Origin of the sequence: Nitratidesulfovibrio sp. HK-II (assembly GCF_003402415.2) — a bacterium.
In the GTDB taxonomy this organism is placed as follows: Bacteria; Desulfobacterota; Desulfovibrionia; order Desulfovibrionales; family Desulfovibrionaceae; genus Cupidesulfovibrio.
In genome coordinates, this window is record NZ_AP036014.1 from 1,472,501 (window position 1) to 1,494,931 (window position 22,431).

The window sequence follows — 22,431 nt, forward strand, 5'->3', positions numbered from 1 at the left end:
AGCTTGACATTGGGTTTTGGGCTTGCATGTGTAGGATAGGTGGGAGGCTGTGAACTCTGTACGCCAGTATGGGGGGAGCCATCCTTGAAATACCACCCTTGCAAGTCTAAGGCTCTAATCCATGCCCGTTACCCGGGATGGAGACAGTGTCTGGTGGGTAGTTTGACTGGGGCGGTCGCCTCCCAAACAATAACGGAGGCACGCAAAGGTTCCCTCAGCCTGATCGGAAACCAGGCGTCGAGTGCAAACGCATAAGGGAGCTTGACTGCAAGACAGACATGTCGAGCAGGGACGAAAGTCGGCGTTAGTGATCCGGTGGTTCCGCATGGAAGGGCCATCGCTCATTGGATAAAAGGTACGCCGGGGATAACAGGCTGATCGCGCCCAAGAGTTCATATCGACGGCGCGGTTTGGCACCTCGATGTCGGCTCATCACATCCTGGGGCTGAAGCAGGTCCCAAGGGTACGGCTGTTCGCCGTTTAAAGTGGTACGCGAGCTGGGTTTAAAACGTCGTGAGACAGTTTGGTCCCTATCTTCTGTGGGCGTAGGAGACTTGAGAGGGCCTGTCCCTAGTACGAGAGGACCGGGATGGACGCACCCCTGGTGGTCCTGTTGTCACGCCAGTGGCACAGCAGGGTAGCTATGTGCGGAAGGGATAACCGCTGAAAGCATCTAAGCGGGAAGCCTGCCTCAAGATAAGGTCTCCCTCTCTTCGGAGCTGAAGGGCCCGGGTAGACAACCCGGTTGATAGGCTGGAGGTATACATGCGGTGACGCATTCAGCTGACCAGTACTAATAGCCCGTGCGCCTTGTTTTCTTCTCTACACTTCCTTTCCACCCTGTTTGATTACATCTTTCGGTCCCGGCCGATGTGGCGGCGCTCAATAGCCAGCCTTGCCGGACGGTGACCAGAAATTTGTGCTGGTGTCCATGGAGGAGGGGGTACACCCGATCCCATTCCGAACTCGGAAGTTAAGCCCTCCATCGCCGATGATACTGCGTACTCTTGCGTGGGAAAGTAGGCCGATGCCAGCACTTATTTTCAAAAGGGATGCGACAAACCGCATCCCGACCCATCACGCAAAGGCCCCGGTGAGAAATCACCGGGGCCTTCGTGCGTTTGTGACAGGGCGCGAGGGGACGGGGGATGCAACTGGCTTACGGATCCCGCAGGAAGACTGGCATATCTTGATCAGTTTCGGCGACACTGGGAGCCAAAGGCTTTCTGTCCGCACAACAATGCCAAGACTGGCGTGAATCGGAATATCCGGCATTGCTCACGGCATGGGAGAGCTTTTCGGACGGACCGGCCGCCCTGCCGAAGGGAGTGCCTGGTTGCGCGCCGGTCAGGCCGACAGTGACGCGCCAAGCGCTAGCGAAACACGCCCTCACTGCATGTGCGAAGCGGCGATGCGACACCACGCCGACAAGGCCGCGGCTGACCGTGCGCGAAATGTGGGCATGGCGGGCGCAGCCAGGGGCAGGCGACCCGGCAGTTGCACTCTGTCCAGCTGTTTCCTTTCTTTGCCAGACGCAAGACGGCCCCGGCAGTTGCGTGCTGCCGGGGCCCGTCGTCATTTTCCGTGTGGCGTTCGTGTGGAGCCCGCCGTTAGCTGCATGGCACCCCGCAGGATGCTCGCATGCGTCTTGCTGCGCTACATGGCGTCGCCCGCGTCCAACTGGTTGATCTGGTCTTCCACGGCCTGTTCCAGCTCGCGCGGCAGGCCCATGATGTCCACGTTCAGGAAGCCGCGCACGATGGTCGAAGTTGCTTCGTCCTCGTCCAGGCCGCGCGCCATGAGGTATTCGATCTCTTCCTGCGCGATCTTGCCGACGGCAGCCTCGTGGGACAGTTCAACGCCGTCCACGGTGCCTTCCAGTTCCGGAATGGCATGGATGACGCCGCTGCCCAGGATCAGCCCCTTGCACTCCAGGTGGCCGCGCGCGGGCACCTGGTAGGCCCCGATGTGTCCCCGGTTGATGATGGTGCCGCCGGTGGTCAGGGTGCGGGCGATGATTTCGCCGCGCGTGTCGGGCGCGTTGAGCAGGATGCGGTTGCCCGTGTCCACGTGCGAGCCTTCCGGGGCCACGATGACCGAGTTGAACCGCGCCACCGACCCGCGTCCGGCAAGGGTGAGGGTCGGGTACATCTGCAGGTCCTTCACCGGTTTGAGCAACACGTAGTTGTTCACCAGCACTGCGTCTTCCTCAAGCACGCCGGCGGAGCGCGGGCGCACCGCCGTGTCTTCGCCCCAGTTGTGGATCATGGTGAAGGTGAGCTTGCCGCCCTTGTGCACGAAGAATTCGGAGATGCCCAGGTGGGCCGCCTCGCGCGTGCCGTGGGCCGTGGCGCAGCCGGTGATGATGTGCATCTCCGCGCCTTCTTCCACGATGACCACGTTATGCACGTTCTGGCCCACGCCGTTGCCCTTGATGAACAGGCACGACTGCACGGGCGCTTCTATCTTCGCCCCCTTGCGGGCGCGGATGAAGTAGCCGCCGTGCAGGTGTTCCGCAGCCGCGCGGGTGTATTCGTCGCGGTTGGGGTCCACCATCTTCCAGAAGTACTGCGGCAGACCGTCGTACTGCTTGAGGGCCTGCTTGATGTCCAGCAGCTCCAGCCCTTCCTGGGTGGACTTGCAGTGCACGCCGCTGTGGTTCATGTGCATGAACGAGCCGCTGCGCTCCTTGGTGTTCACGTCTATGCCAGCGTACAGCAGCCGTTTGCGGTCGAATTCGTCCAGCGTTGTAAGGTCGGTGATGGCGTCTGCCTGCGCCCCTTCGAAGCTGTAGCGCGAAAGATCCACGTTCTTGAAAGCCATGGCTACAGCGCCTCCTTGATCTGGCCGAGCGCTGCGTCGGAATCGAGGCAGCGCAGGCATTCCTGGTAGCCGTACTTGCTGACGTGGTCGAGGATGTCGCGGGGCCGCGCCTCGCAGCACAGGTGCCCGTCGTACATCACCTGGCCGCGGTCGGCGTTGACGTATTCGAGAATGTAGCCGGTGTGGGTGATGATCAGGCCGGAGGTCTTGCAGCGGGCCTTGTGCTGCTTCATCGAGCAGGAGGCCGGGGGCATGCCGTCCAGCAACTGGCGGGCTGTCTGGCCGATGAGGGCCATGTTCTCAAGGTCCACGCCGGATTCCGGCTCGTCGAACAGCACGAGGTCGGGCCGCTGCGCCATGAGCTGAAGCATTTCGGACCGCTTGATTTCACCGCCGGAGAACCCGGCGTTGACGTCGCGCTCCAGGAACCGGTCAAAGTTCACTTTCCGGGCCAGGTCTTCCACGTCCACCTCGCGCTCGCGGGCGCACATCTTCACCAGGTGGCCGGTCTTCAGGCCGTGGATGGTGGGCGGGCGCTGGAACGACATGCCGATGCCGAGCCGCGCGCGCTCGTACATGGGGGCGTGGGTGATGTCCTGCCCCTTGAACAGGATCTGCCCCTGGGTGACGGTATAGTTTGCGAAGCCCATGAGGGTCATGAGCAGGGTGGTCTTGCCGGAGCCGTTGGGACCGAACAGGATGAAGGTCTCGCCGGCCTCTATCTTGAGATCGATGCCTTTCAGAACCTCTACGTCGCCGATGCAGACGTGCAGGTCGCGTATTTCGAGCATGATGGACCCCTTGCGATGTTTTGCGCGATGCGCGGCCCGGTGCGTGCGCCCGGCCTTGTTCCCTTCACGGTGGCAACGGGATGGCATGGCAGGCGAAAACGGCGCGAACCGCCGCGCGGCAGCCCGAAACTTATGCGGCATACCCCCCGGTAAGTCAATGCGGGGAACCCTGCGGAAAAGGTGAGGAAGCACTCGCAACAGGGCGAAAAGACGGGGGGAGGGGGCAGCGCGTCCCGATACGGGCGAGGAGGGCGGACGGGACTGGTCTGGCCAGCATTTTCTGGTCGGCATTGTCTGGCCGGAGTGATTCGGCCGTATTGGTTCTGAACGGGCTGGTTCTGGACAGGCCAAGCGACGGCGCGCAGGGAAGGCAGGCGGGGGCTGTCGCTCCGTCATGCCTCCGGGTCATGGGGCAGGCGGATGACGCCCCGGCCACGCCCCTGGGGCATGTGACAGTAGTAGCAGCGCCCTTTCTGGCGGAACAGGGGCAGCAGCACGAACCCGGCCACGAATCCGCCCAGGTGCGCCCACCATGCGATGCCCGCGCCGTCGCTGCCCAGCGTGGTCAGTCCCGAGAACAGTTGGGTGACGAACCAGATGCCCAGATACACCACGGCGGGCAGGTCGAAAATCAGCGGGATGAACAGCAGCGGCACCAGCGTGGTGACCTTGGCGTGGGGGTACAGCAGAAAGTACGCCCCGAGCACCCCGGCGATGGCCCCGGAGGCCCCCACCACCGGCACCGTGGACGAGGCGGAGAACACCAGGTGCGTCAGCAGCGCCGCCAGCCCGCAGGTGAGGTAGAAGACCATGAAGCGCAGCGGCCCCATGACGTCTTCGATGTTGTCGCCAAAAATCCACAGCGTCCACATGTTCACCAGAAAGTGCCCCCAGCCCCCGTGCAGGAACATGTGGGAAACGAAGGCCACTGCGCCCCCCGGCGGATAGCCGGAGGTCAGCGCCCAGTCCGGGTGGGCGAAGCGCGCGGGCACCACCCCCATGAAATGGAACAGGCGCAGGGTTTCGCCCGGCGTCAGCGTCTGCTGCCACAGGAATACGGCCAGGTTGGCGGCAAGGATGCACCACACCGCCCAGGGGGTGTGCACGCGGGGAATGGTGTCGCGCAGGGGGAACATGCGCTAGCGTCTCACGCCTGCCACAGCGAGGCAAGATGGAGGGCAAGGCGCGCGTCGCGCGCGGCGCGCAGCCGGGCCAGCTCGGCCAGCAGGCCCTGCGCCCGGCGAGCGAGGTCTTCCGGCGTGCCGGAATTGTCCACCACCAGATGGCAGGCGCGCATCTTGTCTGCCTCGGGCCATTGCCAGGCCTCCATGGCGGCGATCATGTCCGGCGGCCAGCCGCGATGTGTTTCCAGCCTGCGGGCACGCTCGGCGAAAGGGCAGTGCACGCCCACCAGCAAGATGGAAGGCGCGGCGGGGGGCAGGACGCCGACGGGTGTGCTCTCGGGGCGCGCACCGAAGTGCGCCGGGGTGGCGTGTCTGGCGCCGGACGTCGCGCCGGACGCTGCGGCAAAGGCGCGCGCGGCCTTGCCTCCCCTGTGTTTCTTGTCGGGCAGCATCGCGGCCGCGCTTGCCGCGCGTACCGGGCCGGTCTTCGCCCCTGCGGCGGGGCCAGCGCCGCCGCTGGAGTATGTCGCCTTCCAGCCCGCTTCCAGAAACAGCGGCACTTCGGCCACGGCCACGGGCTCGCCCGCTGCCTCGGCCCGTGCGAAGAACGCGTCCATGTCGTGCCGGGCCAGGGGGTGGATCATCTCCTCCACCTCGCGGCGCAGGGCGGCGTCGGCCCGCATGGCCTCGAACAGGGCGCGCTTGTCCACCGGCCCTTCGGGCGCGGGCACGAAACGGTCGCCGTAGCGGCCGCGCAGCAGGTGGTGCCCGCCGCCGCCCGCTTCGTACAGCCGGGCCACGGCCGCGTCGGCGCTCCACACCGGCAGTCCCGCGTCCTCCAACTGGCGCATCAGGGCGGATTTGCCGCACCCCGGCGAGCCGGTGACCACCACCCGCTGCGTGCGCCGCGACAGGCGCAGGGCCAGCGCGGCGAAGTCCTGCGGGGGCGGGCAGGTGAAGTGCAGGTCCTCGCCCGATTCCGGGTGGCGGAAGGCCAATTGCCAGGCGTGCAACATCTGGCGTGGGGGAAATTCCGGTTGGCCAGCCATGTCCGGCGGCAACTGCTCCCCCGGGCCGTACACCGCGTCCTGCCACAGGGGATGGCCCAGATGGGCCATGTGCACCCTGATCTGGTGGGTGCGCCCGGTAAAGATGCGTACCGCCACCAGTGCGAAGCGCCCGCCCGGATCGGCCAGCAGCACCCGCCACGCGGAGCGCGCGGGCTTGCCGCCCCGGTTCTCCGGAACCACGGCCATCTTCACCTTGTGCAGCGGATGGCGGCCGATGGGCGCGTCGATGTCGCCCGCCGGGGCGGGCACGCCGTGCACCAGGGCCAGGTATTCCTTGTTCACCTCGCGCTCTGCAAAGGCCCGTGAAAGTTCCAGGCGCACCGCCTCGGTCAGGGCCACCAGCAGAAGACCGCTGGTGTCCTTGTCGATGCGGTGCACGATGCCGGGGCGAAAGCCCTCTTGCGCGGCCAGTTCGGGAAAGTGGCGCACCAGCCGGTGCACCAGCGTGCCTTCCGGGCAACTGGGGCAGGGGTGCACGGTGAGCCCGGCGGGCTTGTCCAGCACGGCGATGGCGGCGTCGCGGTACAGCACGGCCAGTTCGCCTTCCTCGGGCGTCACCCTGGCGGCGGGCACGGCAAGGGTGAGCGTGACCGTCTGGCCCGGCTCCACACGGGTGTTGGGCACGGTGCAGGCGCGGCCCTGCACCGTGGCGGCCCCGTCGCGGATGGCCCGCTTGACCTTCTCGCGAGAGATGGCGTCGGCGTGCCCATCCGCATCGCCCAACCCGGCCATGGCATCGCCCAGAAAGCGGTCCAGCCGTTGTCCGGCGTGCTCCGGGGGGACGGTGAAGGAATGGGTGCGCGCTTCGGCCGGGGGGGGCGGTGAATTCGACATGTTTGGCAACGGTTGTGCTTTCACTTGACCGATGGGGGCGTGTTTTTTACAACCTGTGCGTTTGGGGGGCAAGCGCCCCGCGCACCGAGACAGACAAGGAGACCTATCGTGGCCGTTACCGTGGTGAATCATCCGCTGGTCAAGCACAAGCTGGGCATTCTGCGTCAGCACGACGTGCCCGTAAGCGAGTTTCGCGCCATTTCCAACGAAATATGCCGACTGCTTACCTACGAGGCCACCAAGGACCTCGAAACGGAGAAGGTCACCATACAGGGGTGGGCCGGGCCTGTCGAGGTGGAGCAGATCCGCGGCAAGAAGATCACCGTGGTGCCCATCCTGCGCGCGGGCCTTGGCATGCTGGACGGCCTGCTGGACATGATCCCCGGCGCGAAGGTCAGCGTCGTCGGCATGTTCCGCAACGAAGAAACGCTGGAACCGGTCAAGTACTACGTGAAGCTGGCCAAGAACATCGAAGAGCGCATGGCCATCATCATCGACCCCATGCTGGCCACCGGCGGCACCCTGAACGCCACCATCGACCTGCTGAAGGAAGCGGGCTGCCCCCAGATCAAGGGGCTGTTCCTGGTGGCCGCGCCGGAAGGCATCAAGAAGGTCACCGAACGCCATCCCGACGTGGACATCTACGTTGCCTCCGTCGACGAGCGGCTCAACGAGCACGGCTACATCCTGCCCGGCCTCGGCGACGCGGGCGACAAGATATTCGGCACCAAATAAGGCGCACCACGGGGCGGGACAGCAAATGTCCCGCCCCTTTTTGTGAGGGGCCTCGCCGCCCCGCCGTTGGCGGTTGCCCCCTTCGACCGGCGTACCCAAGGGCATCATCCCCGCGCGGCACCACGCACCACATCAGCACATTTCCGGAGAGGGCCATGGCCAGAAAGACCATCCAGGTGGAGGAAAAGGTACCGTTTCTTCAGGGCATTCCCCTGAGCTTCCAGCACCTTTTCGCAATGTTCGGGGCATCGGTACTGGTGCCCACGCTGTTCAAGATCGATCCGGCCATCGTGCTGCTGATGAACGGCATCGGCACTCTGATCTACCTCGTGCTCTGCAAGGGAAAGGCCCCGGCCTTCCTGGGGTCCAGCTTCGCCTTCCTGTCGCCCGTGTTCGTGGTGCTGGGCGCGGACCAGGCCATGTGGGGGGCCAACTACTCCTACGCGCTGGGCGGGTTCATCGCCTCGGGCTGCATCTTCATCTCCGTGGCCCTGATCATCTGGAAGTTCGGCCCGGACTGGATCGGCGTGGTGCTGCCGCCCGCCACCATGGGACCCATCGTGGCCCTGATCGGCCTTGAACTGGCCGGGGTGGCCACCGGCATGGCCGGCGTCATGCCCGACGCCAACGGCGTGTACAACTCCACCGCCATCATCATCTCCATGAGCACGCTGCTCACCGTGGCCTTCGGCTCGGTGCTGTTCCGGGGTTTCATGGCCATCATCCCCGTGCTCACCGGCATCGCCGTGGGCTACGTGGTGTCCATGGCCCTTGGCGCGGTGAACTTCGGCGGCGTGGCCGCCGCCCCCGTGCTGGCCACCCCCACCGTGTACATGCCCAAGTTCGACATCAACACCATTCTGATCATCATTCCCGCCGCGCTGGTGGTCATTTCCGAGCACATCGGCCACCTGGTGGTCACCGGCAACATCGTGGAGCGCGACCTGACCCGCGACCCCGGCCTGCACCGCTCGCTCATGGGCGACGGCGTGTCCACCGTGCTGTCCGGCTTCTTCGGCTCCGTGCCCACCACCACCTACGGCGAGAACATCGGCGTCATGGCCATCACCCGCGTGTACTCGGTGTGGGTCATCGGCGGCGCGGCCATCATCTCCATCCTGCTGGCCTTCGTGGGCAAGCTCTCCGCGCTCATCCAGTCCATCCCCACCCCGGTCATGGGCGGCATCTGCATCCTGCTCTTCGGCGTCATCGCCGCTTCGGGCATCCGCATGCTGGTGGAATCGCGGGTGGACTACTCCAAGCCCGCCAACCTCACCCTGACCGCCATCGTGTTCATTACCGGCATCAGCGGCGTGCCCGTGCAGGTCGGCTCGGTGCAGCTCAAGGGCATGGCCCTCGCCACCGTGGTGGGCATGATCCTGTCGCTGATCTTCCATGTGCTGGATCGCAGCGGGGTGGCCAGTTCGCAAACGGATTTGTAAGAGTATTGAGGATAATCGGGGGAAGGGAGGGGGCTTTGAAAAGCCCCCTCCCTTCCCCCGAACCCCCACCCCTCCCGCAAACTTTTCATTTGGTTCATTGCATCCCTGTCGCGGTAACGCGGCGGGGATGTTTTTTTGTGGAGGTAGAGAGGGATATTCGCAACGCCAGGGTTAGTATGTTTATCCACGGTTCCGCCGAAACGGGAGTGCAGAACAGCAGCCGTTATGCGAGTCTTCGAGCATTGCCCTAGCCGTTGGTGAGCAAAGCGAACCTTACGGACAGGGGCCGCAAAGCGCGGATGGCGATCGCAACGCGCGATAGCCCTTTGCCCGCCGGAGGCGAACAAAAAAAGTGCCCGTTCAAATGATACGGCCCGCGCTTCACACGAAGTGCGGGCCGTTTGCATGAAAAGCCGAGGGAAAGTCAGTGATGATGGCTACAACCCGCCGCGCGCGGCCATGTGCCGGGTAAGTTCGTCGAACACGCCGTCGATGTCGAGGGTGGTGGTGTCCACCGTGACGGCATCGTCGGCGGGTCGCAGCGGGGCCACGGCGCGGTTGCGGTCCATGTCGTCCCGTTCGCGGATCTGGGCGGCGATGGTTGCGAGATCGGCGGGCTGGCCCTGCGCTTCCAGTTGCAGACAGCGGCGGCGGGCGCGTTCCTCGGGCGTTGCGTCCAGGAAGAACTTGTGCCGCGCGGCGGGAAACACCACGGTGCCCATGTCGCGACCTTCCACCACCAGGGCGCAGGAGGCCCCAAGGGCCTGTTGCGCCGCCTTCAGCCGCTCGCGCACCACCGGCAGGGTGGCGATGCGCGAGGCAAGGGCCGCCACTTCCTCGGTGCGGATTTCCTCGCCCACGGGCACGCCGTTGCAGGACAGCACGGAGGCCCCGCCCGCACCGGACAGCGCGAAGCAGAAGCCTTCCAGCCGGGCGCGCAGCTCGCCTTCCGGCAGTTCGTGCGCGCCGGGGCCCAGCTTCCAGGCCAGGGTACGGAACATGGCCCCGGTGTCCAGGTAAGCCACGCCCAGCGCATCGGCAAGGCGCTTGGCCAGGGTGGTCTTGCCCACGCCCGCCGGGCCGTCCAGGGTGACCACGGGAACGGTGGGCGCACCGGTGCTTCCGGCTGCCTTGGAACAGGCGCAACATTTACCCGGCATGGGACATGATCTCCCCGGCGGCCTTCAGGAACGCCGCGTTCTCGTCCGGGCTGCCCACGCTGACGCGCAAGAGGTCGGGCAGGCCGTAGCTTTTCAGCGGGCGGATGATGATGCCGCGCCGCAGCAGTTCCTCGAACAGGTGCGCCGCGCCCTTCCCGCCCGAGGCCGGGCGGAACATCAGGAAGTTGGCCTTGCTGGGGTACACGTGGCAGCCCAGCGCGGCCAGCCCGGCCGTCAGCGCGTCGCGCCCCTCGGTGGTCACGCGCAGGGTCTCGGCGCGGAACACCTCGTCCGCCAGCGCGGCCATGCCCGCCTCTTCGGCCAGGATGTTCACGCTGAACGGCAGCCGCACCCGGCGCAGGTAGTCGGCCAGTTGCACGGGCAGGATGCCGTAGCCCAGGCGCAGCCCGGCCAGGCCGAAGCTCTTGGAAAAGGTGCGCAACACGGCAAGGTTGGGAAATTCGTCGATGCGCGCAAGCAGCGAGTGGGCCGCCTCGTCGCCGCAGAAGTCCATGTACGCCTCGTCCACCACCAGCAGGCAGCCGGTGGGCAGGGCGCGTGCCAGCCGTTCCAGGTCGGCCACGGGCGGGCAGAAGCCGGAGGGGTTGTCCGGCGTGGTCACGAACACCACGGCGGTGGCGTCGTCCACCAGGGCCAGCAGCCCGTCCCAGTCGAACGAAAAGTCCGCCGCCAGCGGGGCCTGGCGGAATTCCACGCCCGCGAGGCGGGTCTGCAACTCGTAGATGCTGAAGCACGGGTTGAACGCCACCACGTTGTGCACGCCCGGCACCGCGCGCACCCGCACAATGAGGTCGATGATCTCGTCCGAGCCGTTGCCCGCCACCACGCGCTCGGCGGGCACGCCGTGATGCGCGGCGATGGCCGCCGTCAGGCGCGGGTTGCCCGACTGGGCGTAGCGGAAGGCCAGGTCCGCCTTCTGGCGCAGGGCCTGCTGCACCACCGGCGAGGTGCCCAGCGGATTTTCGTTGCTGGCCAGCTTGATGACGTGGGCAAGGCCGTACCTGTCGCGGATTTCGTCGATGGACAGGCCGGGCGTGTACGGCTTGAATCCGCGCACCTCGGGCCGCACGGCGTCGGGCGAGGCGAACGGAAGACCGCTGGGGGCGCTTGTGTCGGCGCTCATGGTGGAACGTGCTCCTTCGTTGGGCGCGCGGCGGGGCGGGGGTGCGCCCGTCGTCGCGGAAGACCCATCAGATAGTCCAAGGGGCGCGCACAGCGCAAGGGGCGGCGCGGTGATGGCCGTGCGGTGGTGAAGCCGGGGCTTGCCCCGTCTGCGCGTGCTTCGCCCTCTTCCTGCGTGGGGCGCATCTTCTGCTGGCCCCTTGCCCCTTGCCCCCGTCCGCCGGGTGCGTATATCGTGAAGGATGGCCGCGTGCCCGAGCGCGGCGTGCAGTACGTCTTGTTTCGCGGGCACATGGTCCGCGGGGCGATGCGAACACTCATGCGGATACACGCGGGACGGCACACACGGAGGCAGATCATGATCGGCCAGAACGATACGGACAGGTTCTCGCGCGGTACCGGCAGGCCCCGCGTGGTCATCGTGGGGGGGGGCTTCGGCGGGCTGTGGGCGGCGCGGCGGCTGGCCCGGTCCGGCCGGGTGGACGTGGTGCTGGTGGACCGCAACAACTACCATACCTTTTTGCCGCTGCTGTACCAGGTGGCGGCGGCCGAGATAGAGCCGGAGCAGATTGCCTACCCCTTGCGCGGGGTGTTCCGGCGGCAGGACCGCGTCAGCGTGGCGCTGGCGGAGGTGCGCGGCGTGGATGGCGCGCGGCGGGTGCTGCACACCGACGGGCCGGACATTCCCTACGACCACCTGATTCTTGCGCCGGGCAGCCTTACCTCGTTCTTCGGGGTGCCCGGCGCGGCGGAAAACGCCTACACCCTGAAATCGCTGGAAGATGCGGTGCGCCTGCGCAACCACATCCTGGCCTGCTTCGAGCGCGCCAGCCTGACCGAAGACCCGGCCCGGCGCGCCGCGCTGCTGACCTTCACCGTGGTGGGCGGCGGGCCCACCGGCGTGGAGTTTGCCGGGGCGCTGGCGGAACTGGTGCGCACCCCGCTGGCGCGCGACTTTCCGGAACTGGCGGGCAAGACGCCCGCCCGCATCGTGCTGCTGGAGGCCGCCGACGGGCTGCTGACCGGCTTTCCCGAGCAGTTGCGCACCTACGCCCGCGACCGTCTGGCCCTGATGGGCGTGGAGGTGCGCACCAAGGCCGGGGTGGCCGAGGTGGGGCCCACCGACGTGCGCCTGGGTGACGGCATGCGCATCGCCACGTGCACCGTGGCCTGGACGGCCGGGGTGCGCGGGCACGACGTGGCGGCGGCGCTGGGCCTGCCCGTGGGGCGGGGCGGCCGCGTGCCGGTGCTGCCCACCCTGCAGGTGGACGGGCACCCGGAAATCCACGTGGTGGGCGACCTTTCGCTGCCCGAGGGACAGAATCCGCCCATGATCGCCCCCAACGCCACCCAGCAGGGCCGCCATGCGGCGGCCAACGTGCTGCGGCTGCTGCAGGGCGGCAAGGCCAAGGTCTTCCGGTACCGCGACAAGGGGGCCATGGCCACCATCGGGCGGCAGGCGGCGGTGGTGCGGCTGGGGCGCTTTGCCTTTTCCGGGCTGTGGGCCTGGGTGCTGTGGCTGTTCGTGCACCTGGCCTACCTGATCGGCTTCCGCAACCGGCTGTTCGTGCTGGTGAATTGGGCGTGGGATTACCTGTTCTTCGAGCGTTCGGTGCGGCTCATCCTGCCGCGCGTGGCCATGGACGACGCAGTGTGCGAGGCCCCGCCGGAGGTGGCGGACGGCGCGGATGCCGGGGCCGGGAACGGGCGGGATGCCGAAGGGGCCAAGGGGACGGGCCAAGCCGCGTCATGACCTTGCGCAAGGGAGCAAAAGGGACGGAGGTTGAGCGGGGAATGTTCCGGAACGCCTCTCATCACGGGAAGTAAACGGAAAGGGCCGCCGCGAACGGTTCGCGACGGCCCCTGGTCTTCAATGAGTAGGGCAATGGGGAACAGGGCTCTATGGCCCGGCGGCCATTCCCTGTAGTCGTCCGGCCGCCCTGCGGGCTACACCGAAGGACGGATGGTCAGCACCGGCTGGCGGGCGCTCTTGACCACCTTTTCGGCCACCGAGCCGAACAGGATGCGGTCCAGCCCCTTGCGGCCATGGGTGCCCATGATGATCACGTCCGCGCCTTCCTTGTCGGCGATGCCCAGGATTTCCTCGGCCGCATAGCCGGTGACGATGCGCCCCTCGGCCTTGATGCCCTGGAAATTTTCGGCCACGAACGATTCCATGGCCTTTTCCGCACCGGACACGATCTCGCCCACGAAGTTCTCGATGGAGTTCGGCGGCACGTGGAAGCCCACGTACTGGCTGAGCGAGGGGGCGGCGTACAGCACCAGCACCGATGCGCCAGCCATCCTGGCGAAAGAGGATGCGTATTCGGCAACGTCCTTGCTGTGCTCGGAAAAGTCCACGGCGCAGAGAATCTTCTTGAAGTCCTTCATGGTGTTCCTCCGTGGTTACGGGTTCCGTGCCCCTCTCGGGGCCGGGTGGCAGTCTGAACCTCTTCGTATTCTTACAGTATGCCCTGCGGGTGAAATAGACAAGGGCGGATTTCATGCGTACTGTCCGGTTGTGGGCAAGCCGTGCCGCCCGGCAGCTTTTTCCCGCTGTTCACGAAAGTGGGAGCCATGAATTTCAGGCGGTTCCATGAATGATGCCCGTGGCAGGGTTCTTGCTTCGGCACGGTCGGACCCTGCATGCACGACATGCGCTACATCCCTGACATGGGGGACGTCATGAAGATCGGCACGGAACAACTGGAGGCCCTGCAACGGCAGGAGCAGACGCAGAAGAAGACCACCGGGGGCGTGAGCGCCACCGGATCTGTGGGCGACTTCGGCGCGCTGCTTTCGCAGGAGCTGGCAGGCACCGAGGCGTCGCAGTCCGCTGCGTCCGTGGTGCCGCCGGGGGCGGCGGGCATCGACCCGTTGCTCATGGCCTCGACGGTGGATGGCGTGAACGGAGTGGACGCCACCTCCGCCGATGCGACCGGCCTCGATGAGGCCATGGCGCAACTGGACGGGCTGCTCGACAACTGGGACGCCTACGCCCGCGAACTGGGGCAGGGGGCGTCTTCCGGCGGGCTGCGCGGCGCGTATTCGATGCTGCAAGGCATCGACAGTTCGTTGCGCGACCTCAAGCAGACCATGCCCAACCTTTCCGACCACGAAGGGCTCGCGGCCGTGGTCAACGAACTCGAAGTGATGGCCGCCACGGAGAAGTTCAAGTTCAACAGGGGCGATTACGCCTCGTAGGCCTGGGCAAACCGACCTTTCCCCGTCGCGCGGGACGTGCGGCGGGGATGTACGGTGAGCCCGTCAGCGGCGTGCCGTTCCCTCGCCCCGGCGGGGAGACGGCATGACAGAGCGGCACGACGCCGCGCCTTCGGGCGCGGCGTTTTCCGTTTTTACATGATTATGGTGTGTTGGCGTGGTTGCGCGAGGCAAATTCAAACAAGCGGCACCGGAACTGCTCTGAGGGGACGAGGCGGACCGAACATCATCCCCGCGCGGGCAGCACGGCCAGCGGGGTGTACACCGGGTGGGGGCCGCCAAGGTCGCTGCGCCACAGCACCATTTCGCGCACCATGCAGGCGGGCCAGGGCGAGGCGGCACGGGTGATTCCGGCGTCAATGGCCGCCAGCAGGGCCGCCAGCAGGGCCGCCAGCAGGGCCGCGCGCGCGCCCGCCGCCTGCGGAAAAGCGGGGAAAGCCGATTCGCCCTCCGGGCGTGTGCAAGCCACCCGTTCAGCGCCCCTTGGTCCGTGTTCCTGCCGGTCGTGTTCGGGGCGGTCGATGCCCCGCGCCGCGTGCACGCGGGCCAGCGTGAGGTGCGGCGCAAAGGGGCGGCCCTCCGGTGCGAAGCCCAGCGGGGCCAGCGCCGCATTGACGGCCCCGGCAAGGGATGCGCACTCCTTCCCGCCCCGCGTCAGGCCCAGCCACAACACGCGCGGCGCGCCCCTGGCGGGGAACGCCCCGGCCCTGCCCACGGCCAGCGTGAACGGGGCGAAGGCCACTTCGGCCAGCGCCGTGGTGAGTTCCGGAATGCGCGGAGTGGGCACATTGCCCAGAAAACGCAGGGTCAGGTGCCAGTTGCCGGGGGGCGTCCAGCGCAGGCGGCGCAGCAGGTCGGCCAGCGCCGGTTGGCGGGCATCGGCGGGCGTGCGGCCGGGCGCGCGCAGGTGGTCGCGCAGCATGGCCAGCCGGTCTTGCCATTCCTGAGGCAGGGGCAGCCCCACGAAGCAGCGCACAGCAGGCTCAGCGCCCTTTTGGGCAGACTGGCAGGATTGCCCCGACTGATCGGCGGGGGCGGCAGCGCCCACGTCTCCGCCAGACTCGGAAACAGGGCGGCCGTTCATGGCGCGTCCGTTTCCCGGGGCGGCTCCTGCTCCCCGAGCAGGGCCAGCAGGGTTTCCACGGCGGCCTGGGCCGTGGCCAGGCGTACGGAGGCCCGGTCGCCGGGGAACAGCAAGCGTCGCGCGTGTACGGTATCTCCGTCGGCCACGGCCAGCCATACCGTGCCCACGGGTTTTTCCGGGGTGCCGCCATCGGGCCCGGCCACGCCGGAAACGGCCACGGCGTAGCGCGTCCCGGTCAGGCGGCGTACCCCCGCGGCCATGGCGCGCACCACGGGCTCGCTCACCGCCCCGTGTGTAGCCAGCAGGACCGGGTCCACCCGCAGCACGTCGCGCTTCACCTCGTTGGCGTACGCCACCACCCCCCCCGTGAACCACGCGGAACTGCCCGGCACGTCCGTGCACAGCGCGGCGATGAGCCCGCCGGTGCACGATTCCGCCGTGGCCAGCGTGGCCCCCCGCGCCACCAGCCGTTGCCCCAGCAATCGGATGCGCGCGTGCGGGGCCTCGGCGGGGCGGGAAAGGGCGTGAGAGCAGGGCCGGGAACCGGCTTCGGGGGCGTGCGGGACACATGGGGCGGGGGGCATGGGCGGCTCCTGATGGACGGGGTTGAGCGTGGTGCGGGCGTGGTGCGGGCGTGGCGGACGGCGCGTGGCGCGCATCCTTCCGCCCGGCTACCACCGAGGAACCTGCGCGGCAAGTGGCGCGCTTGCTACGGGCTGCCAGCGCTGCTACTCTGGTGGCCGACAAGCAGCCATGGAGACGCGATGACCGACCAGCGTGAGGAGATGGTTTCCGCCCTGCAGGATGAAGTGCTCAGCGAGATGGCCGAGACCTTCTTTTCCGCGCGCAAGGCCGTGGACGACGAAATCGAACTGTTCCGCGCCCGCGAGGACGAACTGCGTCGGGCCAGCCAGCGCGCCCTGTGCCTGGCGGCGTGGCTGTCGGACCTGCTGACCGGCAGGGACATGGCCGAACGGCTGTGGCTTGCGCTGGGAGTGCCCGTGGACTTCCTGTCCCTGGTCGACTCCGGCGAACGCTGCCCGCACCGCGACCTGCCCTTTGCCTGGACCCGGCGCGGCCGTTACGAAAAACTGCTGCAGGACGTGTACGAGGACGCTTGGCGCGCCTTCGACGACTATGTCAACGGCACGGCCACGCCCGTGCCGGGGCGGCCGGGCAAGGTGCGCCGTCTGGGCTACCGGCGGTACCGCCGCTGGGCGGGCGAGATCAATCGGATGGTGGAGAAGGTCAACCGCGACCATTCGCCCTCGTGCGTGCTGGGCATGGCGCGGTCCATGGACGTGCAGGGACAGGACAAACTGCGGGTGGCTGGCGGCGGCATGGACGGCTATTCGTGCGCGCTGGACGCCACGCTGGCCCTGCCGTGCCTGGACGAGCGGGTGCCCGAATTGCCCGACCTGCCGGAACTGCCGCCGCCGGACGCGGCCGCGCGCACCTTGCGTTCCTTCGCCCGCAAGGCATGGGACGAGCGGCGTAACCGTGCGGCCGAAGTGCTGGCGCGCGTGGAGCGTACGCAGGAATGACATTTTTTCGATGACACGCTGCGGGCCAGCCGTCCGGCAAGCCGGGACATCCGGCCAGCCGGTGGCGGGCCGAACACGACGGACGTTGCAGACACGGCGGGCATGGACCGAAATGGGGCGGTCCATGCGTGCCCAACGCACAGCAGAAGGTGCGCCGCGCGCAGGGGCCGCACGCGGCGCACGCCACGCAAGAGGGGAGAAGACATGGACGCGAAACAACCGGCGGCCGAACCCGCCGCCAAGTCCGGCGGCGAGCGCAGGCGCGCCGCCCGTGTGGCGGGGCGGTACAAGGGCCGCATCGAGATTTCCGGTTACGGCTTTTCGGTGATGACCTGGGACGTCAGCCTCACCGGCGCGCGGTGCGCCGTGCGCGGCAAGTTTCCCGAGGGCACCGTGTGCACGCTGTTCGTGCAGAACGCCAAGGGCGAGGAAATGGGCCTGCCCGCCCGGGTGGTGCGCGGCACCGGCAACGACGTGCGGTTGAGCTTTTCGGCGGTGTCGCCAGAGGCCAGCCTGTTCCTGCGCGCCCTGACCGGCCTTACGTAATCCCGGCGTGCCGGTGGCCGCCGCCCGGCAGGGCGGCACCGCGCCGAAACGCGGCGCGCGAATGAACCTGCACGGAAGGAACGGGGGAAGCATGCGCGTGCTGGCGGCGGACATAGGCGGCACCAACAGCCGCTTCGCCCTGTACGAGACGGACGGGCTGGCGCGCGGCCATGCGCCGCGCCCGCACGACCGCCTGTGTGCGGTGCGCCTGCCCACGGCCGGGGCCGCGTCCTTTCCGGACCTGCTGCGACAGGCCGCAGCCGTGGCGCCGGGGCTGTTCGCCCCGGCGGACGGAATGCCCCCGGCGCTGGCCGTGTTCGCCGTGGCCGGGCCGGTGCGGGGCGGGCGCAGGTGCGCGCCGCCCAACATCGCCTGGGCGGTGGACCTGGACGACCCCGCGTTGGGGCCCCCTGCCGCGCCGGGCCAGCCTCCGCTGTCCGCGCTGCCCCCCTTGCCGCCGGTGCTGCTGATCAACGATTTCGTGGCCCAGGCCTATGCCTGTCTGCGCCCCGGCATGCTGGACGTGCTGGATGTCCTGGACGGGATGGCGGTGCCGGACGCGGCCATGGCCGTGGTGGGGGCGGGCACCGGTCTTGGCAAGTGCCTGCTGCTGCCGCCCTGCCAGCCGGGCGCGCCGCCCAGGGCCCTGCCCTCCGAGGGCGGGCATGCCCTGTTCCCCTTCATCGACGAGCGGGAAATGGCCTTTGCCGCGTTCATCCGCGCCCATGCCGGGCGGCAGGTCATCGGCGACCTGGTGGTGTCCGGCCCCGGCCTGCGCCTGCTGCATGCCTTTCACACCGGGCAGTGGCTGGAACCGGCCGAGGTGACGGCCCGCCTGGTTCCAGGCCGCGGGCCGGGCAGTGAGCCGGGCGGCGGACCCGATGACGAAGAGGGCAAGGGCCTGGGCCAGGTCCTGTCATGGTTCGCCCGGTTCTATGGCCGCGCCTGCCGCGACTACGTGCTGGAAACCCTGGCCCTGGGCGGGCTGTTCATCGCGGGGGGGGTGGCCGCCGCCGTGCCCGCGTTGGTGACGCACCCGGCCTTCGCCGAAGCCTTCCGCCAAAGCGACACCCACGCCGACCTGCTGCGCGGGGTGCCGGTGCGCCTGATGCGCAGCCCCGACGCCGGGCTGCTGGGCGCGGCCCTGTATGGCGCCCTGAACGTCCCACAGGATACGACTGCAAACGGCGGGCGGGCAGCGGCCCGTCATGCCGAAAAGGAACCTCATGCGGCCAAGGTGGATTGAGACGGCGCGGCGCGCCCTGTTGCTGGCGGTGGTCGCGGCCTGTCTTGCGGCGGCGTGGTGGTCCGGCCTTGGCGAATGGCTGTCGCTGACCCGGCTCAAGGCCTCGCAGGCGGAACTGGTGGCCTGGCACCAGCGGCAGCCCATGCTTTCGGTGGGGGCGTACATGGCGGTGTACGTGGCCTCGGCCGCGCTGTCGCTGCCGTGGGCCACGGCCCTGACCTTGGCGGGCGCGGCGGTGTTCGGTTTCTGGACCGCGCTGTGGTCCACCTCGCTGTCCAGCACCCTGGGGGCCACCCTGGCCTTTCTGGGGGCGCGCTACGTGTTCCGCGACGCGGTGCGGGGGCGCTTTGGCCACCGTTTGGCCCGCATCGACGAGGGCCTTGCGCGCGACGGGGCGTTCTACCTGTTCGGGCTGCGCCTGGTGCCCGCCTTTCCCTTCTTTCTGGTGAACCTGCTCATGGGGCTGACGGCCATGCCCGTGCGCACCTATTTCTGGGTGTCGCTGGTGGGCATGCTGCCGGGCACGGCCGTCTACGTTAATGCCGGACGCGAACTGGGAGCAGTGGCCTCGCCGGGCGACGTGCTGTCGCCGGGGCTGCTGGCAGCCATGACCCTGCTGGGCGTGTTCCCGCTGCTGGCGCGTCGGGTGCTGGAGCGGGCGCGTTCACGCCGCGCGGAACCCGGTTCCGGCCCGGCTGGGCAAACGCGGCACGACGCCCGCAAGGAGAACGAGCATGACCCGGACCACACGACATGACGCGGACCTGCTGGTCATCGGCGGCGGTGCGGCGGGACTGACGGCGGCCGTTGGGGCGTCCCGCCTTGGCGCTCGGGTGGTGCTGGCCGAGCGGGAAGCCGCCCTGGGCGGCGATTGCCTGCACCACGGCTGCGTGCCCAGCAAGACCCTGCTGGCCACGGCCAGGGTGCGCCACGCCATGCGCCGCGCGGCGTTCTTCGGCCTGCCCGCGCCGGAACTGGAACCGGTGGACTTTACAGCCGTGGCCCGGCGCATCCGCGAGGTGCAGGCCGTCATCCAACTCCACGATGCGCCGGAGCGGTTCGCCTCGCTGGGGGTGGACGTGCGCTTCGGCCCGGCCCGCTTTTGCGACGAACACACCGTGGACATCGGCGGGCGGCGGGTGAGCGCGGCGCGCATCCTCGTGGCCACCGGATCCGCGCCGCAGTTGCCGCCTTTGCCGGGGCTGGATTCCGTACCCTTCCTGACCAACCGCGAGGTATTCTCGCAGGACACGCTGCCCGCGTCGCTGCTGGTGCTGGGCGGCGGCCCCATGGCCTGCGAAATGGCCCAGGCCTTCGCCCGGCTGGGCTCGCGGGTGACCATGGTGCTGCGCGGCCCGCGCATCCTGCCGCGCGACGACGCGGACATGGCGGGCGTGGTCCATGCCGCGCTGGCCACGGACGGCGTGCGCGTGCTGGCCGGGGCCACGGTGACGATGCTGCGCCAATGGCGCGATGCGGATGGCGAGGGCGTGGAGGCGGACCTGGAGGCGCCCCTGGGCGAGGGGCGCGGCCCGCTCACCGTGCGCGCGCATCGGCTGCTGGCGGCGCTGGGCCGCACCCCGGAAACCGCCGGGCTGGATCTGGCGGCGGCGGGGGTGGCCACCGGAAAACACGGCGGCATCGTGGTGGACGGCCGCATGCGCACCAGCCAGGGACACATTTTCGCGGCCGGGGACGTGACCGGCGACTGGCAGTTCACCCACGCGGCCGGGCACGAGGCCGGGGTGGTGGTGGCCAACGCCGTGCTGCGCCTGCCGCGCAAGGCGGACTACACGCGCATGCCGTGGTGCACCTTCACCGATCCGGAACTGGCGTCGGTGGGCTGCAACGAGCGCATGGCCGCCGAGCGCGGCCTGCCCGTGGACGTGCACGTGGAGCCGTTTTCCGCCAACGACCGCGCCCTGGCCGAAGGCGCGCCCGAAGGGCGGCTGAAGCTGGTGCTGCGCAAGGGCGGCGGCAAGGTGCTGGGCGTGCAGGCCGTGGGGCCGCACGCGGGCGAGGTGCTGAACGAATGGGTGGCGGTGCTGGGCGGCGGGGTGCGCCTTTCCGCGCTGGCCGGGGCCGTGCATCCCTATCCCACTCTGGGAGAGATTTCGGCCCGCGCGGCGGGCAACGTGGTGTCGCGGGTGCTGTTTTCCGGCGGGGTGCGCAGGGTGCTGCGCCTGCTGTTCGGCTACCGGGGCTGATGGATCTGGCGGGCTGCCCAGACGCATGGAACCGTCCGGACACGTTCGTGGCGCGCTCTTGGCGGGCGGCGGCAGGAAATGAAGTGCCCCCGGAGACGGTGGCAGAAGCGGGGGTACCGTCTCCGGGGGCTGTTCCGGGGGCATGTTGACGAAGGGAGTGACGCTGTGCGCGGCATCCCTTCGATGGTGCCTGTCTAACACCGTTATGCGCTGTGCGATATTGGGTGGAGCACTGAATTCCCGGGTAGGGAAGGCGGTAGGGAACCCCCATGAACGGCGCAGGCGCATGGGGCCAGGCAGCACGGCAGGGGCCGTGCGGCCTGGGGCGCGCCGCCAGCCATGCGATCAGGCCGTGAGTTCGGGGCATGCTATAAGGACGCGCGGCGCGGGCCATGCGAACAGGACGCGCGCGGCGAGGGGCCGTGGGCTTCGCGCCAGACGCGGACAATGTCCAACGAAGTCGGGGGAGGAAGGATGCCGCTGTTCGGGGCGCACATGTCCGTGGCCGGAGGGCTGTGGCGCGCGGTGGAGCACATCGTGGCCGTGCGGGGCGATGCCTTGCAGGTGTTCACCGCCAACCAGCGGCGGTGGGAGGCCCCCCGTCCTCCGGAGGAAGACGCGGAGCACTTCCGCGCCGCCGTGGCCGCGTGGGGCGGCGGGTTCGTGGCCTCGCATGCCTCGTACCTGTTCAACCTCGCCTCGCCGGACGAGGACGCGGCGCACCGTTCGGTGCAGGGGCTGGCCGCGGAAATCGAGCGTTGCGCGCTGCTGGGCATCGCGTGGGTGGTGCTGCATCCCGGTGCGCACCTGGAGGGCGGACGCGGCGAGGCCGCCGTGGCGGACGGCACGCGGCGGGTGGCGGAGCGGCTTGCGCGCGCCTTTGACGCGGCGGGCCGTCTGCATCCCGAAGCCGTCGGGGTGGGGGTGCTGCTGGAGAACACCGCCGGGCAGGGCACCTGCCTGGGAGCCGACGTGGCGGAGCTTGGGCGCATCGTGGACGCCTGCCCGGCGGGCGAGCGGCTGGGGGTGTGCATCGACACGGCACATGCCTGCGCCGCCGGATACGACCTGGCCACGCAGGATGGCTACGCGCGGCTGATGGCGGCGGTGGACGGCGCGGTGGGCCTTGCGCGGGTGCGGCTGTTCCACGTCAACGACAGCGCCACGCCGTGCGGGGCGCGCAGCGACCGGCACGCGCACGTCGGCCTGGGGCACGTGGGCGCGGCCGGGTTCGCCCGGCTGGTGCGCGACCCGCGTTTCTCCGGCCATCCCATGGTGCTGGAAACGCACAAGGGCAAGGACCTGGCCGAGGACCGCCGCAACCTGCGGGTGCTGCGCCGTCTGGCGGCCGGTGATGACCCGGAGCTTGCGGCGCGCGACGTGGAGGGACTGCAGGAATAGGCGGATGACCGGCCGGGAATCCGGCCGGGCGTTGCCGGATGTTTCGAGCTTCGCTCGGC

At 68.6% G+C, this 22,431-nt stretch carries 19 protein-coding genes and 2 rRNA genes (1 of these 21 running past the window's edge); 12 read left to right on the top strand and 9 right to left on the bottom strand.

From position 1 onward, the window contains the following. A 23S ribosomal RNA gene (locus tag RVX_RS05885) occupies positions 1 to 818 on the top strand (it extends 2,110 nt beyond the left edge of the window). A gap of 103 nt (positions 819 to 921) precedes the next feature. Next, positions 922 to 1,036 (top strand): 5S ribosomal RNA (gene rrf, locus RVX_RS05890). A gap of 620 nt (positions 1,037 to 1,656) precedes the next feature. On the opposite strand, the gene RVX_RS05895 is transcribed toward rrf, so the two are convergent. From RVX_RS05895 to RVX_RS05910, 4 genes are all read right to left on the bottom strand, one after another. Beyond that, a complete protein-coding gene (locus RVX_RS05895) occupies positions 1,657 to 2,823 on the bottom strand; it encodes a SufB/SufD family protein (protein WP_116305116.1) in 1,167 nt (388 codons plus the stop codon). Positions 2,824 to 2,825: 2 nt separating this feature from the next. Then, positions 2,826 to 3,614 carry an ABC transporter ATP-binding protein gene (locus RVX_RS05900; RefSeq protein WP_116305117.1) on the bottom strand — a complete coding sequence of 263 codons (789 nt, stop codon included), beginning with the start codon at positions 3,612 to 3,614 and terminating at the stop codon, positions 2,826 to 2,828. A gap of 392 nt (positions 3,615 to 4,006) precedes the next feature. Continuing rightward, positions 4,007 to 4,750 (bottom strand): rhomboid family intramembrane serine protease, encoded by a 744-nt coding sequence (locus RVX_RS05905; protein WP_116305118.1) that lies wholly within the window; start codon positions 4,748 to 4,750, stop codon positions 4,007 to 4,009. An 11-nt stretch (positions 4,751 to 4,761) separates the two neighbouring features. Continuing rightward, the gene (locus RVX_RS05910) at positions 4,762 to 6,642 is read right to left on the bottom strand and encodes a dephospho-CoA kinase (protein WP_116305119.1); all 1,881 of its coding nucleotides are present in this window, start codon (positions 6,640 to 6,642) and stop codon (positions 4,762 to 4,764) included. Positions 6,643 to 6,750: 108 nt separating this feature from the next. On the opposite strand from RVX_RS05910, the gene upp reads away from it, so the two are divergent. Both upp and uraA read left to right on the top strand, forming a co-directional pair. Continuing rightward, on the top strand, positions 6,751 to 7,377 hold the full coding sequence (upp, locus tag RVX_RS05915) for a uracil phosphoribosyltransferase (protein ID WP_116305120.1): 627 nt from the start codon (positions 6,751 to 6,753) through the stop codon (positions 7,375 to 7,377). 155 nt (positions 7,378 to 7,532) lie between these two features. Further along, entirely contained in the window at positions 7,533 to 8,819 is a 1,287-nt protein-coding gene (uraA, locus tag RVX_RS05920; protein WP_116305121.1) for a uracil permease, read from the top strand. A 437-nt stretch (positions 8,820 to 9,256) separates the two neighbouring features. On the opposite strand, the gene cmk is transcribed toward uraA, so the two are convergent. After that, a complete protein-coding gene (gene cmk / locus RVX_RS05925; protein ID WP_116305122.1) occupies positions 9,257 to 9,916 on the bottom strand; it encodes a (d)CMP kinase in 660 nt (219 codons plus the stop codon). A gap of 52 nt (positions 9,917 to 9,968) precedes the next feature. Further along, positions 9,969 to 11,123, bottom strand: coding sequence for a histidinol-phosphate transaminase (gene hisC, locus RVX_RS05930; RefSeq protein WP_116305123.1), 1,155 nt, complete (start codon positions 11,121 to 11,123; stop codon positions 9,969 to 9,971). 357 nt (positions 11,124 to 11,480) lie between these two features. Between hisC and RVX_RS05935 the strand changes: the two genes are divergently transcribed. Beyond that, positions 11,481 to 12,875 carry an NAD(P)/FAD-dependent oxidoreductase gene (locus RVX_RS05935; RefSeq protein WP_420192420.1) on the top strand — a complete coding sequence of 465 codons (1,395 nt, stop codon included), beginning with the start codon at positions 11,481 to 11,483 and terminating at the stop codon, positions 12,873 to 12,875. 194 nt (positions 12,876 to 13,069) lie between these two features. On the opposite strand, the gene RVX_RS05940 is transcribed toward RVX_RS05935, so the two are convergent. Then, entirely contained in the window at positions 13,070 to 13,513 is a 444-nt protein-coding gene (locus tag RVX_RS05940) for a universal stress protein (protein WP_116305124.1), read from the bottom strand. 255 nt (positions 13,514 to 13,768) lie between these two features. Here RVX_RS05940 and RVX_RS05945 point away from each other — a divergent pair, with 255 nt between their 5' ends. Next, positions 13,769 to 14,326: a hypothetical protein gene (locus tag RVX_RS05945; RefSeq protein WP_116305125.1), complete on the top strand. Its 558-nt coding sequence runs from the start codon at positions 13,769 to 13,771 to the stop codon at positions 14,324 to 14,326. Between the two features lie 244 nt (positions 14,327 to 14,570). On the opposite strand, the gene thpR is transcribed toward RVX_RS05945, so the two are convergent. Both thpR and RVX_RS05955 read right to left on the bottom strand, forming a co-directional pair. Then, complete coding sequence (gene thpR / locus RVX_RS05950) at positions 14,571 to 15,428, bottom strand: RNA 2',3'-cyclic phosphodiesterase (protein WP_230404425.1); 858 nt, start codon at positions 15,426 to 15,428, stop codon at positions 14,571 to 14,573. Beyond that, complete coding sequence (locus RVX_RS05955; RefSeq protein WP_420192421.1) at positions 15,425 to 16,012, bottom strand: CinA family protein; 588 nt, start codon at positions 16,010 to 16,012, stop codon at positions 15,425 to 15,427. Before RVX_RS05955 ends, thpR begins: the two co-directional genes overlap by 4 nt. A gap of 180 nt (positions 16,013 to 16,192) precedes the next feature. Between RVX_RS05955 and RVX_RS05960 the strand changes: the two genes are divergently transcribed. The 6 genes from RVX_RS05960 to RVX_RS05985 all read left to right on the top strand — a co-directional run bounded on the left by RVX_RS05960 (position 16,193) and on the right by RVX_RS05985 (position 22,372). Further along, the gene (locus tag RVX_RS05960) at positions 16,193 to 16,972 is read left to right on the top strand and encodes a hypothetical protein (RefSeq protein WP_116305127.1); all 780 of its coding nucleotides are present in this window, start codon (positions 16,193 to 16,195) and stop codon (positions 16,970 to 16,972) included. A 204-nt stretch (positions 16,973 to 17,176) separates the two neighbouring features. After that, positions 17,177 to 17,518, top strand: coding sequence for a PilZ domain-containing protein (locus RVX_RS05965; protein ID WP_116305128.1), 342 nt, complete (start codon positions 17,177 to 17,179; stop codon positions 17,516 to 17,518). Positions 17,519 to 17,609: 91 nt separating this feature from the next. After that, a complete protein-coding gene (locus tag RVX_RS05970) occupies positions 17,610 to 18,764 on the top strand; it encodes a glucokinase (protein WP_420192422.1) in 1,155 nt (384 codons plus the stop codon). Continuing rightward, a complete protein-coding gene (locus tag RVX_RS05975; RefSeq protein ID WP_116305129.1) occupies positions 18,745 to 19,521 on the top strand; it encodes a TVP38/TMEM64 family protein in 777 nt (258 codons plus the stop codon). The genes RVX_RS05970 and RVX_RS05975 overlap by 20 nt, the downstream gene beginning before the upstream one ends. After that, complete coding sequence (locus RVX_RS05980) at positions 19,499 to 20,971, top strand: dihydrolipoyl dehydrogenase family protein (protein WP_116305130.1); 1,473 nt, start codon at positions 19,499 to 19,501, stop codon at positions 20,969 to 20,971. Before RVX_RS05975 ends, RVX_RS05980 begins: the two co-directional genes overlap by 23 nt. 474 nt (positions 20,972 to 21,445) lie before the next feature. Next, positions 21,446 to 22,372 carry a deoxyribonuclease IV gene (locus tag RVX_RS05985; RefSeq protein WP_116305131.1) on the top strand — a complete coding sequence of 309 codons (927 nt, stop codon included), beginning with the start codon at positions 21,446 to 21,448 and terminating at the stop codon, positions 22,370 to 22,372. The last annotated feature ends 59 nt before the right edge of the window (positions 22,373 to 22,431 follow it).

Coding starts and splice junctions, on each gene's coding strand:
- RVX_RS05975 (WP_116305129.1), top strand. CDS start 18,745: ATGCGGCCAAGGTGGATTGAGACGGCGCGGCGCGCCCTGTTGCTGGCG.
- RVX_RS05960 (WP_116305127.1), top strand. CDS start 16,193: ATGACCGACCAGCGTGAGGAGATGGTTTCCGCCCTGCAGGATGAAGTG.
- RVX_RS05940 (WP_116305124.1), bottom strand. CDS start 13,513: ATGAAGGACTTCAAGAAGATTCTCTGCGCCGTGGACTTTTCCGAGCAC.
- hisC (WP_116305123.1), bottom strand. CDS start 11,123: ATGAGCGCCGACACAAGCGCCCCCAGCGGTCTTCCGTTCGCCTCGCCC.
- RVX_RS05955 (WP_420192421.1), bottom strand. CDS start 16,012: ATGCCCCCCGCCCCATGTGTCCCGCACGCCCCCGAAGCCGGTTCCCGG.
- thpR (WP_230404425.1), bottom strand. CDS start 15,428: ATGAACGGCCGCCCTGTTTCCGAGTCTGGCGGAGACGTGGGCGCTGCC.
- RVX_RS05980 (WP_116305130.1), top strand. CDS start 19,499: ATGACCCGGACCACACGACATGACGCGGACCTGCTGGTCATCGGCGGC.
- RVX_RS05895 (WP_116305116.1), bottom strand. CDS start 2,823: ATGGCTTTCAAGAACGTGGATCTTTCGCGCTACAGCTTCGAAGGGGCG.
- RVX_RS05965 (WP_116305128.1), top strand. CDS start 17,177: ATGGACGCGAAACAACCGGCGGCCGAACCCGCCGCCAAGTCCGGCGGC.
- RVX_RS05945 (WP_116305125.1), top strand. CDS start 13,769: ATGCACGACATGCGCTACATCCCTGACATGGGGGACGTCATGAAGATC.
- RVX_RS05905 (WP_116305118.1), bottom strand. CDS start 4,750: ATGTTCCCCCTGCGCGACACCATTCCCCGCGTGCACACCCCCTGGGCG.
- RVX_RS05935 (WP_420192420.1), top strand. CDS start 11,481: ATGATCGGCCAGAACGATACGGACAGGTTCTCGCGCGGTACCGGCAGG.
- RVX_RS05970 (WP_420192422.1), top strand. CDS start 17,610: ATGCGCGTGCTGGCGGCGGACATAGGCGGCACCAACAGCCGCTTCGCC.
- RVX_RS05985 (WP_116305131.1), top strand. CDS start 21,446: ATGCCGCTGTTCGGGGCGCACATGTCCGTGGCCGGAGGGCTGTGGCGC.
- RVX_RS05900 (WP_116305117.1), bottom strand. CDS start 3,614: ATGCTCGAAATACGCGACCTGCACGTCTGCATCGGCGACGTAGAGGTT.
- RVX_RS05910 (WP_116305119.1), bottom strand. CDS start 6,642: ATGTCGAATTCACCGCCCCCCCCGGCCGAAGCGCGCACCCATTCCTTC.
- uraA (WP_116305121.1), top strand. CDS start 7,533: ATGGCCAGAAAGACCATCCAGGTGGAGGAAAAGGTACCGTTTCTTCAG.